Annotated in this window: 13 protein-coding genes and 2 tRNA genes; 7 read left to right on the plus strand and 8 right to left on the minus strand. The window is 32.6% G+C overall.

From position 1 onward, the window contains the following. Positions 1 to 45: 45 nt before the first annotated feature. From GKZ86_RS01270 to GKZ86_RS01285, 4 genes are read right to left on the minus strand one after another with little or no spacing between them, the layout of a single operon-like run. Positions 46 to 552 (minus strand): DUF6702 family protein, encoded by a 507-nt coding sequence (locus tag GKZ86_RS01270; protein WP_154781325.1) that lies wholly within the window; start codon positions 550 to 552, stop codon positions 46 to 48. Further along, the gene (locus GKZ86_RS01275) at positions 549 to 1,301 is read right to left on the minus strand and encodes a hypothetical protein (RefSeq protein WP_154781326.1); all 753 of its coding nucleotides are present in this window, start codon (positions 1,299 to 1,301) and stop codon (positions 549 to 551) included. Before GKZ86_RS01275 ends, GKZ86_RS01270 begins: the two co-directional genes overlap by 4 nt. After that, positions 1,285 to 2,016 (minus strand): carboxypeptidase-like regulatory domain-containing protein, encoded by a 732-nt coding sequence (locus GKZ86_RS01280; protein WP_317173639.1) that lies wholly within the window; start codon positions 2,014 to 2,016, stop codon positions 1,285 to 1,287. Before GKZ86_RS01280 ends, GKZ86_RS01275 begins: the two co-directional genes overlap by 17 nt. Further along, positions 2,003 to 2,770, minus strand: a complete 768-nt coding sequence (locus GKZ86_RS01285; RefSeq protein WP_154781328.1) for a carboxypeptidase-like regulatory domain-containing protein — start codon at positions 2,768 to 2,770, stop codon at positions 2,003 to 2,005. The genes GKZ86_RS01280 and GKZ86_RS01285 overlap by 14 nt, the downstream gene beginning before the upstream one ends. A 246-nt stretch (positions 2,771 to 3,016) precedes the next feature. Here GKZ86_RS01285 and pepE point away from each other — a divergent pair, with 246 nt between their 5' ends. After that, positions 3,017 to 3,724 carry a dipeptidase PepE gene (gene pepE, locus GKZ86_RS01290; RefSeq protein WP_154781329.1) on the plus strand — a complete coding sequence of 236 codons (708 nt, stop codon included), beginning with the start codon at positions 3,017 to 3,019 and terminating at the stop codon, positions 3,722 to 3,724. 145 nt (positions 3,725 to 3,869) lie between these two features. Here the strand turns inward: pepE and GKZ86_RS01295 are convergent. Both GKZ86_RS01295 and GKZ86_RS01300 read right to left on the minus strand, forming a co-directional pair. Continuing rightward, positions 3,870 to 3,942: transfer RNA gene (locus tag GKZ86_RS01295), tRNA-Gly, on the minus strand. Positions 3,943 to 4,048: 106 nt separating this feature from the next. Beyond that, positions 4,049 to 4,121: transfer RNA gene (locus GKZ86_RS01300), tRNA-Gly, on the minus strand. 134 nt (positions 4,122 to 4,255) lie between these two features. On the opposite strand from GKZ86_RS01300, the gene GKZ86_RS01305 reads away from it, so the two are divergent. Both GKZ86_RS01305 and GKZ86_RS01310 read left to right on the plus strand, forming a co-directional pair. Continuing rightward, positions 4,256 to 4,693, plus strand: coding sequence for a GNAT family N-acetyltransferase (locus GKZ86_RS01305; RefSeq protein WP_154781330.1), 438 nt, complete (start codon positions 4,256 to 4,258; stop codon positions 4,691 to 4,693). Position 4,694: 1 nt separating this feature from the next. Further along, positions 4,695 to 6,287, plus strand: a complete 1,593-nt coding sequence (locus tag GKZ86_RS01310; protein ID WP_154781331.1) for a murein L,D-transpeptidase — start codon at positions 4,695 to 4,697, stop codon at positions 6,285 to 6,287. On the opposite strand, the gene GKZ86_RS01315 is transcribed toward GKZ86_RS01310, so the two are convergent. Next, positions 6,276 to 6,998 carry a murein L,D-transpeptidase catalytic domain family protein gene (locus GKZ86_RS01315; protein WP_154781332.1) on the minus strand — a complete coding sequence of 241 codons (723 nt, stop codon included), beginning with the start codon at positions 6,996 to 6,998 and terminating at the stop codon, positions 6,276 to 6,278. The two genes, GKZ86_RS01310 and GKZ86_RS01315, sit on opposite strands and share 12 nt — an antisense overlap. 300 nt (positions 6,999 to 7,298) lie before the next feature. Here GKZ86_RS01315 and GKZ86_RS01320 point away from each other — a divergent pair, with 300 nt between their 5' ends. Both GKZ86_RS01320 and gpmI read left to right on the plus strand, forming a co-directional pair. Continuing rightward, positions 7,299 to 9,728 (plus strand): DUF5916 domain-containing protein, encoded by a 2,430-nt coding sequence (locus GKZ86_RS01320; RefSeq protein ID WP_154781333.1) that lies wholly within the window; start codon positions 7,299 to 7,301, stop codon positions 9,726 to 9,728. Between the two features lie 139 nt (positions 9,729 to 9,867). Continuing rightward, the gene (gpmI, locus tag GKZ86_RS01325) at positions 9,868 to 11,385 is read left to right on the plus strand and encodes a 2,3-bisphosphoglycerate-independent phosphoglycerate mutase (protein ID WP_154781334.1); all 1,518 of its coding nucleotides are present in this window, start codon (positions 9,868 to 9,870) and stop codon (positions 11,383 to 11,385) included. A gap of 185 nt (positions 11,386 to 11,570) precedes the next feature. Here the strand turns inward: gpmI and GKZ86_RS01330 are convergent, their stop codons facing one another. Then, positions 11,571 to 12,824, minus strand: coding sequence for a DUF445 domain-containing protein (locus GKZ86_RS01330; RefSeq protein WP_154781335.1), 1,254 nt, complete (start codon positions 12,822 to 12,824; stop codon positions 11,571 to 11,573). Positions 12,825 to 13,062: 238 nt separating this feature from the next. Here GKZ86_RS01330 and map point away from each other — a divergent pair, with 238 nt between their 5' ends. Beyond that, positions 13,063 to 13,881 (plus strand): type I methionyl aminopeptidase, encoded by an 819-nt coding sequence (gene map, locus GKZ86_RS01335; protein ID WP_154781336.1) that lies wholly within the window; start codon positions 13,063 to 13,065, stop codon positions 13,879 to 13,881. Between the two features lie 62 nt (positions 13,882 to 13,943). Next, positions 13,944 to 14,318 (plus strand): GxxExxY protein, encoded by a 375-nt coding sequence (locus tag GKZ86_RS01340; RefSeq protein ID WP_154781744.1) that lies wholly within the window; start codon positions 13,944 to 13,946, stop codon positions 14,316 to 14,318. Positions 14,319 to 14,347 lie beyond the last annotated feature (29 nt).

Genomic DNA, 14,347 nt, shown 5'->3' on the forward strand with positions numbered 1-14,347 from the left:
TCAGGGTGTGAAAATAACAATTAAAATAATAATTTTACTTATTCATTAATATTTTAACACTTCTTTCCTTGAAGATTCTGTAAAGAGAACACTCTTTTTAGTCCCAAATGCTGAAATATGTGTAATATTCTGTTGTTCAGCATTCCAGTCAACTAAAATAGTGTTTGAGATTTCGATCGTTTTAAGCTTATCAATATCTTTAATCCTTGAGTAACAAACTAAAACATCTCCGGCTTCAACTTCTTTAGATAAAAAAGTAATGGGTTTAGATTGTCCGTTTATTTTTATCGTGAAATTTTCAGCAAGATATTTTTTCAATAAATCAATATCAGTCTGAGTTTCCTTATCAGTTCCTACGAAAATTTTTTGATGGTATTTCTTTTCCATTCCATTATTCAAATCATCAATAAAAATGCGGGAAGTAATTTGAATCATTTTTTTCTCAGCGGCATAATTGACCTGAAAAACTCCCATATAAAATTTATGGAATGAAAAAGCAGAAAGTGATAAAAACAATATCCCGATTAAAGGATAAATTAATCTATTTTTCATTTTTGACTCATCTCAATTTTTTTAAACTCTTTGTTTTTATTGATCATAAAGTCAATCAATTCAAACTTATCTTCTGGTTTTAAGTGTTTTTTAGACTCTGAATCGTTAGAACAATACATCAAAAACAAGTCTACTTCGTCTGGTTTCAAACTTAATGTTTTTGTATAAAAATCAGGCGTAAAATTATCTTTCGCGTATTCAACAAAAGCAATATCACTTATAACTTCCTCTTTTACTGCATCATCTTTGCGCAAGAGCTTTTTAACATCTTTAAAGATTCTGACGAAATCCATTCCGTATTTAATCGTCTGATCAGAATACATTACTTTATTCTCCGGACTAGATAGCTTGTCATCTTCAAATTGCATATCAGTAATGCTTTGCGATCCTCCTTGCAATGACTTCACTTTAAGCTCTTTATGAACCAAAACCTCTTTCAGTTCAATATTTACTAAATCCAAAGGCACAGAAAAAAGTATTTCTGCACAGTCCTTCTCTGTTAAAACAATTTTTTTAGATTGAAACGCCAATCCCGTAAACAACAATGTATCTTTAGGTCTTGCCATAATATCAAACAATCCGCCTACGCCAATAAAAGTTCTAACATTGGCATTTATATTCATAACATAACCACTTTCTATTGCCAGCGATTTATTTACAACTTGTCCATGCAAAGGTTTTCTTGAATTTTGTCCTGTCATAATTTGACAAAATAGGCATATAGCGAGTATTTTAAGGCTTTTTTTCATTTTCTAGAATTTTTAGGTATTTTCTGGCTAAATCAGTTATTAAAAACATACTCATTGTTTTGTTCTTACTATCCAAAGATACGGCAAATTCGCCATCTTCTATGCAATAAAACTGAAATCCTTTAATATCTTCTACAGAAATTTTCAATCTTTCCGTATAATAATTCTCCTCAAAAAGATATTCCATTTTCCTAAAAAGCGCCTCTTTTTTCTCAATATTAACCTCTTTTTTAAGCATTGTAGTTCTTCCGGAAATTGCATTCAACAACAAATCTCCCGCAGTCGATTGTGCTGTATAAACTTTTCTTTCGGCAGGCGTATATTTTTTTTGGTCACGCGGAATAATTCCGAGATTTTCGGCATTAATATTTGCATTTTCGTTTACCACAACTTCTTTCAGCTCTATCTCCTTGGCAACCATTTTTATCTGAAGCAAACTGGATTTCAGATCTTCTGAAGAAATTCTGCGCTGAAGCGTTTCTAAGTTTACTGATGAAAAAACCAACACATCTCCTTCTTTAATTACAATCGAAAACATTCCGTCAGCATCAGAAACCGCAGTAACCTGCGTTGTATTATTAATGATGTTTACACCTTCAACAGAAGTTGATTGTTCCAATATTTTTCCGAGAATTTCTTTTGCGCCGTTGCTTTGTCCAAACGAAATTTGAAAAATACAGAATAGTAATATAACAAGGGATTTATTTGTTTTCAACAGCAAGTATTTCTTTATATTTAACAGCTAATTCTCCTAAAAGAAATTCTGTTGAAGTTCTGTTTTTAGAATCTAATATTGCCGTAAACTTATCATTGTCTACTGCATAATATTCGAATCCTTTTACATATTCACTAGGAATTTTTAATCGATTCACAAAGTGGTCGAGACTGAACATATTCTCTAAAAGTCTCATAAAAGTTTCTTTTTTCTCGACTGCAACTTCTTTTTTCAGCATTGCAGTACGTCCGGAAAAAAAATTAAATAAAGGATCTGCAGAAATAGATCCTCCAGCCATCGATCCAGCATTTGCGGTTGGATTTAAAGCGGTTGCAGTATGAAGTTTTCTTTCTGCTTCGGTGTATTTTTTTTGTCCCGCAGGAACAATTCCTAAAGCAACAGAATTAATATTATCGTATGTTTTAATAATTACTTCCTGTAATTGATGCATTACCAGATTTAATTTTACAGTAAAATTAAGATCTGAAAATTTTTCAGGGGTTATTAAAACCCTGTTTTCCTTAAACTGTATTGATGAAAAAACAAGTGTGTCGCCTGATTTGGCCATAATCGAAAAAGATCCGTCTGCACTTGTTGTGACCATAGCTTCAGTTTGAGCATTTACCACATAAACACCTTCTAAATCATTGGTATTAGAAATGATTTTTCCGTTTATAACAGAACGATCCTGATCCTGAGACCAAGAAGTCTGACTCAAAACAATTGCCAAAACACAGAAAACTTTGTTAATCAAAATGAAATAAAATTAGAATTATTCTTAAAATGTAAAAATATCCTAATGTATTCCAAATTTAGTATTAAGAGCTTGGTAAAAAAATGTTAATTAAATTTTCATTTAAACGCCAAGAACACTAATAAAAAACACACAGTTGACAAAGCTTTATTTTTAAACTTTATGATTAAACATTTACTCCGCATTTTTCAATCTGAAGAATTGTTTTTTAATATCTTTAGCCGCAACAATTTGAGTTTAAAATTTATGAAAAGCATTATCATTGCCAGCACATCTACATTACATGAAGGCAGTTACTTAGAGTATTTATTACCTACTTTACAAGTTCATTTTAAAAATTGCAAAAGCATACTTTTTATTCCGTATGCTCGCCCGGGCGGAATTTCACATACTGAATATACAGAGAAAGTCGCGCAGGCATTTACTGCAATTAACATTTCTGTAAAAGGAATTCATGAGTTTGAAAATGCAGAAAATGCAATAAAAAATGCAGAAGGAATATTTACAGGAGGCGGAAATACTTTTTTACTGGTAAGTCAATTATACCAACAAAATATAATGCAATTACTTGCCGAAACCGTAAAAAATGGGACTCCATATCTTGGAACAAGCGCCGGCAGCAATATTTGCGGATTATCGATGCAAACTACGAATGATATGCCTATTGTTTATCCTCCAAGCTTTCAGACTTTAGGATTGATTCCTTTCAATTTAAATCCGCATTATTTAGATCCTGATACACAATCAAAACACATGGGAGAAACACGCGAAACAAGAATTAAGGAATTTCATGCTTTTAATTCTGTTCCAGTTTTGGGCTTAAGAGAAGGAAGCTGGCTTGAAGTAAAAGGAGAAAAAATCACTTTAAAAGGAAATTTATCTGCTCGTTTGTTTTTACAGAACCAAATCCCGGAAGAATTAGAAACTGAAAGCGATTTGAGTAGTTTAAAATAAAAGTGGTTTTTCACCATATAAGTGATATAAGAAAATTTAAGCTTTTTAGGATTGAACCAAAACTTTTTTAAATGAACTTACATCACTTATATGGTGAAATAAAACCAAAAAAAAAATCCTCAAACAATGTTTGAGGATTTTGAAGAGCGAAAGACGAGGCTCGAACTCGCGACAACCAGCTTGGAAGGCTGGAGCTCTACCAACTGAGCTACTTTCGCATTAACAGGGTGCAAATATAAACAATTAAATGATTCAAAAAAATAAAAATCAAAAATTATTTAATTTTGATAAAAAAACCGAAGCAATTAAGTTTCGGTTTTTTAGAGCGAAAGACGAGGCTCGAACTCGCGACAACCAGCTTGGAAGGCTGGAGCTCTACCAACTGAGCTACTTTCGCATTACTGGTGCAAATATAAAAAATAAGTTCAGTTCAAAACAAGCTTTTTTTGAAAAAAAATTAATTAAAAACAACTATTTCTTATAACCTATTTAAAACTAAAATGTTATACATTTAAATATTTTTTACAAATTATGAATCTCATTAAGGAAATACCATCAAAAGAAACATATATCGTTCGTCAACCCGTTCTTAGAAACGGAAAACCTATAGAAAGTTGCATTTTTGAAGGCGACGATTTAGACACTACCCATCATTTTGGATTATTTGACAATAGTGAATTAATAGGAATTATTTCGTTATTCTCCCAAACCAACACTATATTTGCTGAAAAAAAACAGGCTCAAATTCGCGGAATGGCTGTTTTAGAAACGCATCAAAAGAAAGGATTTGGCGAAGCTCTGGTTAAACATTGCGAAAATTATTGCTATGAGAACAATGTTGATTTAATTTGGTTTAACGCCAGAACAGCAGCTGTTGGCTTTTACAAAAAAATGAATTACGAAATAATTGGCGCGCCATTTGATATCAAAGATGTCGGCGAACATTATTTAATGTCTAAAAAATTATAAAATGAAGAAACTTTACTTTCTGTTAGTAATATGTGTTTTTATTAGTTGTAAAAAGGAACCAAAACCAGTTCCCAGAAAAATAACCCCTCCACCTACAATCATACTTACTGACGAAAGAAAAGTAGTTATTGACACTGCCTTAATAAATGTTTTTAAGAGTGAAACACTTCAACAATTTTATAATTCATCTGAAAATAAAACTGTTTGGGGAAATCTTAAAAAAAGAACGTATGTTTTGTCTCAATTAGAAAAAGCAGACGAATTAGGTTTAAATCCTGATGATTATAAGGCTTCAACACTTGAGAAATTCGAAAAAAGAATCAGTTCTTTAAATGATAAAGAATTGGCTACTTACGACATATTGCTTACTTATAATTTTGAATTATACTTAAAACATCTTTATAAAGGAAAACTTGATCCGAAGAAATTATATACTGATTGGGATTTAGAAGAAAAACCTTTTGACGTAAATAATGTTCTTGTAAAGGCTTTTAATAAAAACAAACTAGACAGCGTTGTAGAAAATATTCAGCCAAAATCACAAACCTACAAGGAGTTATTAAATGCGCTTCAAATCATTAATACTTATCCTGATGAAGAAGCGATAGACACCATTAAATCTGCTGATAAAATAGTATTAAAAGACACTAATAATGCTTTAATCAACATTAAAAAGAAGCTTTTATTCTGGAAAGACCTTACAGGAAAAGATAGTCTTACTAATATATATGACAAAAAAACATTTGAGGCTGTAAAAACATTTCAGGAAAGACACGGCTTGGCTGCTGACGGTGTTATTGGTTATGGAACTTTAAGCGCTTTGAATTATTCTAAAGAAAAAAGAAAACAACAAATCATTGCCAATCTGGAGCGTTGGAGATGGTACACCACTGATTTAGGAGATAGTTATTTTATCATTAATATTCCTAATTACAGCTTAAATGTAGTTGAAAACCAAGATACTACTTTAGTTAGAAATGTTGTCGTAGGAACGAGCAAAAGAAGAACTCCTATTATAACATCAAAACTTAGAACCGTAGTTTTTAACCCAACCTGGACGGTTCCGCCAACTATTTTGAAGGAAGATATTGTTCCTGAAATGAAAAAAAACAGAAACTATCTGGCAAAAAAACACATTACGATATTTGATTCTTCTAATCATGAAGTTGATCCGAAAGCGTGGAATGAAAACAAACCTCATAGTTACAGATATGTTCAAAGCCCCGGATATAACAACTCTTTGGGGTTAATGAAGATTTTATTTCCAAATCATCATAGTGTTTATTTGCATGATACAAATCACCGTAATTATTTTGGAAGAAATAATCGCTCGTTAAGTTCGGGTTGTGTTCGTATTGAAAATCCTTTAGAATTAGCACAGCATATTTTAAGTGATACTATCCCTGCAAAAAATTGGTCGAAAGAAAAAATCGATTCTATTATTGAAACTAAGAAAACGATAAACATCAAAATTGCCAAAAAATATGCTTTATATCAATGGTATTGGACAGCGTGGAGCAAAAAAAATCAGCTCCTGTTCAGAGCTGATATTTATAATTTAGATTCGGATTTGTATACTAAACTAAGAGATTAGTTTTTCTTCCATCGTAAAACTTCTTGATGGATGATAAATAAACAAACACGATTTATCTTTAATAGTTTGGATTATTTCATCCGTCAATTCAATTGGCAGTGCCGGGCAACCCTGGCTTCTGCCTAATCTTTTATGCTCTCTTATAAAAGATTCAGAAACATAATCTGCTCCATGCATAACAACTCCTCTTTCGCGGGCATTGTCATTAAAACCTTTTTCAAGACCATCTAAACGTAGTGAAGCACCGTGTTTTCCCTGATAAATTTCGCCGGTAGAATAAAATCCAAGGCTGCTTTTAAAAGATGAATTTATGTTTGAAAATGCAGTTGCAAATTCTTCTCCGGTATTTCTGCCGTGAGCAACTAAAGACTGAAACAAAATTGTATTCGTCGACAAATCAATCACCCAAAGACGTTTGGTGTTTGATGATAAACTAAAATCAATTAAAGTTAAAATGTCTTTTTGAATTAATCCTTTTTCTTTCAATAAGTAAAAACCTTTTAAGGCTTCAGAAAAAGTTCGTAGTTCCGGTAACTTAAAATTGTTAGGATTTAATGCACTATAAACGCTTTCAATTTTAGCATCCATAGTTACTTTTTCAACCTTCGCAAAACTTTTTGCAGTTACCTCTTTTAATTCGGGAGTGCTTTTTGTGTCTTTTCCAAAAGACAATAACAAAAACACCACTAATGGATAAATTTTGTAAATCATTGAATCTCTTTAGGTTAATAATAAATTTGGGTAGGGCAAAAGTATAAAAAATTCATACTTGACAAAATAGAAGCCTGAAAATCAGGCACTTTTTTATCAAACTTTAACATTATTAACTAAAAAAACCCGTTTCTGTAAGATATTTACTTATGCTAAAAAACTAAACGTTTTAACGTACTTTCTTAAAGAAAATATAAGAAAATAGTACTTTTACATTCGAAAACTGTAACTTTTATATTAAAAGTGTGTCTATTAATCCAACTGATAATCCAATTAATAATTACTTTCTTTAAAATTGTCATGAAAAAAATAGCTTTTTTATGTCTTCTGTTTTCTACTTTTTTAAGCTTTAGCCAAAAGAAAACGCTGCAAGCGCAATCTATTTCGCAAAATATTCTTATCGACGGAAAATTGGATGAAGCTGCATGGGAAAATGCAGCAACAGCCTCAGATTTTGTTATGTTTGATCCTGATAATGGCAAACCTATGCCAGATTCTAAAAAAACAGATATTAAAGTTTTATATAATAATGACGCAATTTATATTGGCGCCATCATGCATGATGATGAACCTGAAAAGATTTTAAAAGAAATCTCGCAACGAGATAATTTTGGAACTGCAGATATTTTCGGCGTTTTCATTAATGGTTTCAATGATGGACAGCAAAATTTTGAGTTTTTTGTTTCTGCTGCCGATGTTCAGGGCGATTGTATTATGACCGATGCCATTGGGGAAGATTATTCCTGGGATGCGGTCTGGATTAGCAAAGCAAAAATAACAGACAAAGGCTGGATTGTAGAAATGAAGATTCCGTATGCGGCTTTGCGTTTTTCTGCAGAAAATAAACAAACGTGGGGAATTAATTTTTTTAGGGAAATAAAACGCGAACGCAGAAAATATACATGGTCTTTAATTGATACTAAAGTAGGCACTTTTACGCAGCAAAATGGAAATCTGGAAGGAATTGAAAACATCAAACCTCCTACCCGATTATTTTTTATGCCTTATGCTTCTTATTATTTAAATGCTGCCGATGGTCAAAAAACGTACGGTACGGTAAAAGGCGGAATGGATATTAAGTATGGAATTAATGATGCTTTTACGCTTGATGCTATTTTGATTCCTGATTTTGGACAGGCAAAATATGATGATCAGATTTTAAATTTGGGTCCGTTTGAGCAGCAGTTTAATGAAAACAGGGCTTTTTTTACAGAAGGAACAGATTTGTTTAATAAAGGAAAAATGTTCTATTCGAGAAGAATTGGAGGAAAACCATCTGTTGAACCGGATTTGAAGGATAATGAAGAAGTATTTGAAACGGTTCAAAATGTGAATCTTATTAATGCTTTGAAAGTTTCAGGAAGAACTAAAAACGGATTAGGGGTTGGAATTTTAAATGCTGTTACCGAAAAAACATACGCAACTATAAAAGATACGATAACGGGAGCAACAAGACGTGAAATTGTTGAACCTTTAACGAATTATAATGTTTTGGTTTTGGATCAGCGTTTTCGTAAAAATTCTTCTGTAACACTTATTAATACTAATGTTTCCCGAAATGCACATTATCGGGATGCAAATGTTACGGGGCTTGCCTGGGATTTAAATACAAAAGCAAATACCTATAATCTATCAGGAAATGTAAAATACAGTACTATAAATGGTCCTGAAGATAAAACAGGTATTTATTCAACTATAGGTTTTGCCGAAACCAGTGGCAAGTATCGTTACAGTTTTGGTACTGATTATGTTACGAAAGATTTTGACCCAAATGATTTGGGAATCAACTTTTACACCAATTATTATAATTTTTACGGAAATGCAAATTATAGAATTCTAAACCCAACAAAACTTTTTAATAGTTTTAAAATTAACTATAATATGTATACCGAATTCAATAAAGAATCCGGAAAAGTACAGGATAACAGTATTAATGCCAACATAAACCTGACTACAGTAAAAAACAATTATTACGGAATGGGCGTTACGGTTTATCCGTTAGAAAGTTATGATTATTATGAACCAAGAGCCGAAAATAGATATGTTGCAATTCCGAAAAGAGTAGAAACATGGTTTAGCATATCAACAAATTACAATTATAAATTCGCTTTAGATTTAAATCCGTCAATTTCTGTTACTGAAGATAAGGGAAGATTTACATACGGCGTTGATATTGGTCCGAGATATCGCTTTAACGACAAACTTTTACTGACGTATACTTTTAGCATTTTAAAAAGACACAACAATAAAGGATATATTGATAGTTTTGATGACGATGATAATGAAAATACTACTGACAAAATCATTTTTGCGAATAGAGATGTTATCACTTACGCTAATACTATATCCGGAAAGTATGCCATCAATAGTGCTATGACGCTTAATTTGGCAGTACGTCAATATTGGTCCTCGGCAGAAAACAAGGATATTCTTGAACTTCAGCCTGACGGAACTCTTGATCCATATTCTCAATATACAGAGAACAAAAATTCGAGTTTTTATTCCTGGAACGCAGATTTATCATATTCCTGGTGGTTTGCTCCGGGAAGCCAGCTTTCTGCATTGTACAGAAATAATGCTTCAAATTTTGAACGTGTTATTGATAAGGATTTCAAGCATAATGTAACGAGCTTGCTGACGAACGATTCCTTAAAACACATTTTTTCGATAAGTGTAAAATATTTTATAGACTATAACGCCGTCAAAAATAAGATTAGAAAGAGAGCTTAGCCTGAATTAATTTTAAAAAATAAAGACTTATATAATTAATTTAATATTTTTAAATACAGTTCATTTTATTAAACATAATTGTAACAAAGCTTTCTTTGCAAGTTTTATAAATGCTTTATCTTTGTAGAAAACAAAAATCATGAACAAAAAAGTTATACTTATGATTTTAGATGGTTGGGGAAAATCTCCTGACCCTAAAGTTTCTGCAATAGACAATGCACACGTTCCTTTTATAAACAGTCTTTATCAAAATTACCCAAGCGCACAACTTAGAACTGATGGTTTAAATGTTGGTTTACCCGAAGGTCAAATGGGAAACAGTGAAGTTGGTCACATGAATCTTGGTGCCGGAAGAATTGTATATCAGGATTTAGCTAAAATAAACCTGGCTGTAGCACACAAAACACTTGCTAAAGAGCAAGTACTTGTTGATGCTTTTACATACGCCAAAGAAAACAATAAAAAAGTACACTTTTTGGGATTAGTTTCTGATGGTGGCGTTCACTCGCATACTTCGCATTTACGCGGATTAATCGATGCTTCTCAGGAATATGGTCTTGAAAATGTTTTTGTTCACGCTTTTACTGACGGACGTGATGTTGACCCAAAATCTGGTGCAAAATACATTCATGATTTAGAAGAATACATTAAAGAAACTCCCGTAAAAATTGCCTCAATCATTGGTCGTTATTACGCAATGGATCGTGACAAACGTTGGGAACGTGTAAAACAAGCTTATGATTTGGTTGTAAATGCACAGGGAACAACATCTCAAAACGCCGTTGCAAGTGTTCTTGACAGTTATGCGCATCATGTTACAGATGAATTTATTGAGCCAATTGTAATGGTTGATGAACAAGAAAAACCATTGGCAACAATTGTTGAAGATGATGTTGTAATTTTCTTCAACTTTAGAACTGACAGAGGCCGTGAACTTACAGAAGCACTTTCTCAACAAGATTTTCACGAGCAAAACATGCACAAATTAAACTTGTATTATGTAACGCTTACGAACTACGATGAAACGTATAAAAACGTAAAAGTGGTTTATAATAAAGATAACATTACCGAAACTCTTGGTGAAGTTTTAGAAAAAGCACACAAAAAACAAATTCGTATTGCCGAAACAGAGAAATATCCTCACGTAACATTCTTCTTCTCTGGAGGAAGAGAAGTTCCTTTTGAAGGAGAAACCAGAATTTTAAGAAATTCCCCAAAAGTAGCGACTTACGATTTAAAACCAGAAATGAGCGCTTTTGAACTTACAGAAGCTCTTGTTCCTGAATTAAATAAAGGCGAAGTTGATTTCGTTTGTCTGAATTTTGCAAACGGTGATATGGTTGGTCATACCGGAATCATGAGTGCAGCAATTTTAGCTTGCGAAGCGGTTGACGCTTGTGCAAAAAAAGTGATCGAGGCGGCTCTTGCAAACGACTATACTACTATCGTAATTGCCGATCACGGAAATTGCGAAACCATGATTAATCCTGACGGAAGCCCAAATACAGCACACACAACGAATCCTGTGCCGATTATTTTAGTTGACAAACAATTAAAAAATATCAATGATGGAGTTTTAGGAGACATTGCTCCTACTATTTTAGAATTAATGGGCGTTCAGCAACCAGCTGCAATGACTTGTCATTCGCTTTTGTAGAAAACACCATTTTTAAATAAAAAAAGAGACTAATTTTAGAATTAGTCTCTTTTTGTTTTAAACCTTTTTTTGTCATTTCGAGGAACGAGAAATCTCCGCAAGAAACTCCATCCCTAAAAACGCCAATCTCTATAGAGCTACTTGCGGAGATTTCTCCTCCGTCGAAATGACACAAATTGCGAATATCACATTATAAAATAGTGATATATCCATTCAACTCCATAAATCACTAAACCAATCATTCCTCCTACCAAAGTTCCGTTGATTCTGATATATTGAAGATCTTTTCCGATTTCTAATTCCAGTTTTTCAGAAACCTCTTTTCCATCCCAGCTTTTTACCGTTGAAGAAATTAAATCTCCAATCACTTTTTTATTATTCAGAAGTACTGATAATAAATCATTTTTGATGAAATTATTTATTTTATCGATCATTATTGGATCTTCTTTAATTCCACTTCCAAAACCCTGAATCAAGTTTGCAATATTATTTTTAATGGAAGATTGATCTCCTTTCTCAATATCATTTGAAATTGAAAGTTTTATTTCATCCCAAATTCCGTTAATATAATCCTGAACTTCTTTTTTGCCCGCAAACCCCAGAATCAAATTGTTGATCTTGATTCTCATTTCTTCAGAGTTTTTTACTTTATCAAGAAAATCATGAACATATTCATCTATTTTGGTTCTTACTGCACTTTTCGGATTTTTAGCCTCGTTTAAAAATTCAGCCAATCCATTAAATATACCTTCTGAAATACTTTTATCAGCCAAACCAAAACTCAAAAAGGGCGTTGATTCTTTTACTTTTTTACGAATCAAATCTTTATTGTTTGCCAATTCCTGACTCATCAGTTCCAAAAGATTCGTCAATAATTGATCTTTAACCTGACTATTTTGCAAAGGTTCTAAAGCCAATGCAACCCAATCTCCAAAATTAATTGCTTCTAGTTTTTCCTTAAACTGAACCTGAATGAAGCGTTTAATATCTTCGTCTTTTATGGTTTTTAAAATTCCGGGAATAATATTCAGCGCTATCGAATTGGCAATTTTATTGGCGTTTTCTTGTTGCGAAAGCCAATCTGAAGCTTTTGCGGCAAAATTGAATTCATCTAATTTAATTTCTAATTTTTCCCGGTTTAGAAATTCTTCAGAAACAAAATTTCCAAGATTCTCGCCAATTTCATTTTTCTTAGTCGGAATAATAGCCGTGTGCCAAATCGGAATTCCCAACGGATGACGAAACAACGCCACAACAGCAAACCAATCTGCAATTCCGCCCACCATTGCAGCTTCGCTAAAAGCCTGTAACATCGGAATCTTAAAATAAATAGCAACAATAAAAAGTAGTACTGCAACACCTAAAAGTGCCAGAGCATTGTTTTTCATTTTGCTTAAAGCCTTTTGTTTCGAAATATTTTCCTGATCTATAGTATTCATGATGCAACGTGTTTACTACTAATTTATGGCTTTTTTCTGAGATATTAAACTAAAAAGTATAATAACCGCGCAATTAAAAGGTTTGTCACGAATTTAAACGAATTGTATTTGCTTCATGATTCTATTAAATTATAATTCGTGAAATTCGTGGCAAAAAAACATAACATATTAATTTCAAAATCAACTTTAAAAAAATAATATTAAAATCGTACTTTTGCGAACTGAAAATCTGAAAAATATGATTATCCCAAAAAATAGAGAAGAAATCGAATTAATGCGCGAAAGTGCTTTGATCGTATCTAAAACATTAGGAATGATTGCTTCTGAAATTAAAGAAGGAGTTACCACATTACATCTTGACAAATTAGCCGAAGAATTTATCCGTGATCACGGAGCAGTTCCAAGCTTTTTAGGATTGTATGATTTCCCGAACTCGCTTTGTATGAGTCCGAATGCACAAGTTGTACACGGAATTCCTAATAATACACCTTTGAAAAGCGGAGATGTAATTTCTGTTGATTGCGGTGCTTTTAAAAACGGATATCACGGTGATCACGCTTATAGTTTTCAGATTGGAGAAGTTGCTCCGGAAACTAAAAAACTTTTGCAAATTACTAAAGAATCTCTTTACGTAGGAATCAGAGAATTTAAAGCTGGAAACCGCGTTGAAGATGTTGGAAATGCGATTCAAAAATATACAGAATCTCACGGTTACGGTGTTGTTCGTGAATTGGTTGGACACGGTTTAGGGCAAAAAATGCACGAAGAACCAGAAATGCCAAATTACGGAAAACGCGGTCGTGGAAAACTTTTTGTTGAAGGAATGGTTGTTGCTATTGAGCCAATGATCAACATGGGAACAAGAAACATCAAACAACTAAAAGACGGCTGGACAATCCTGACTGCCGACGGAAAACCAAGTGCACATTTCGAACACGATGTTGCCCTAATTGACGGAAAACCAGAAATATTATCGACTTTCTATTACATCTACAAAGCTTTAGGAATTGAAAGTAATGAAGAAGATGAATTCAGAAAAGTACCTCTTGTATTATAACACGAATTCCACGAATTTGCACGGATTTGTGATGTCGTAAAATTACACTGAATGATTGAATGATGAGTGAGTTATATTTAAGAGAAGAGTCTTATAAAATTATTGGAATCTGTATGGAAGTCCATAAGATTTTAGGAAAAGGGCACAGTGAGAAAGTTTATGGCGATGCATTAGAATATGAGTTTCAAAGAAATGAAATTCCTTATAATCGGGAATTAAGATATAACATTGCTTATAAAGATATTGTTTTACCGAGTTATTATTTTGCCGACTTTGTTATTTTCGACGAAATTATTTTAGAGTTAAAAGCAATTACAGCACTGTCAACGAGTGAAATTAAACAAACATTAAATTATTTAGCTGCTTCAAAAAATAAATTAGGTCTATTAATAAATTTTGGAGAAGACAGCCTCAAATACAAAAGAATAATACTTTAACCCAAATCAAGGTTCGTGAAATTTCACCA

Source organism: Flavobacterium sp. LC2016-13 (genome assembly GCF_009707955.1).
Classification (GTDB): Bacteria; Bacteroidota; Bacteroidia; order Flavobacteriales; family Flavobacteriaceae; genus Flavobacterium.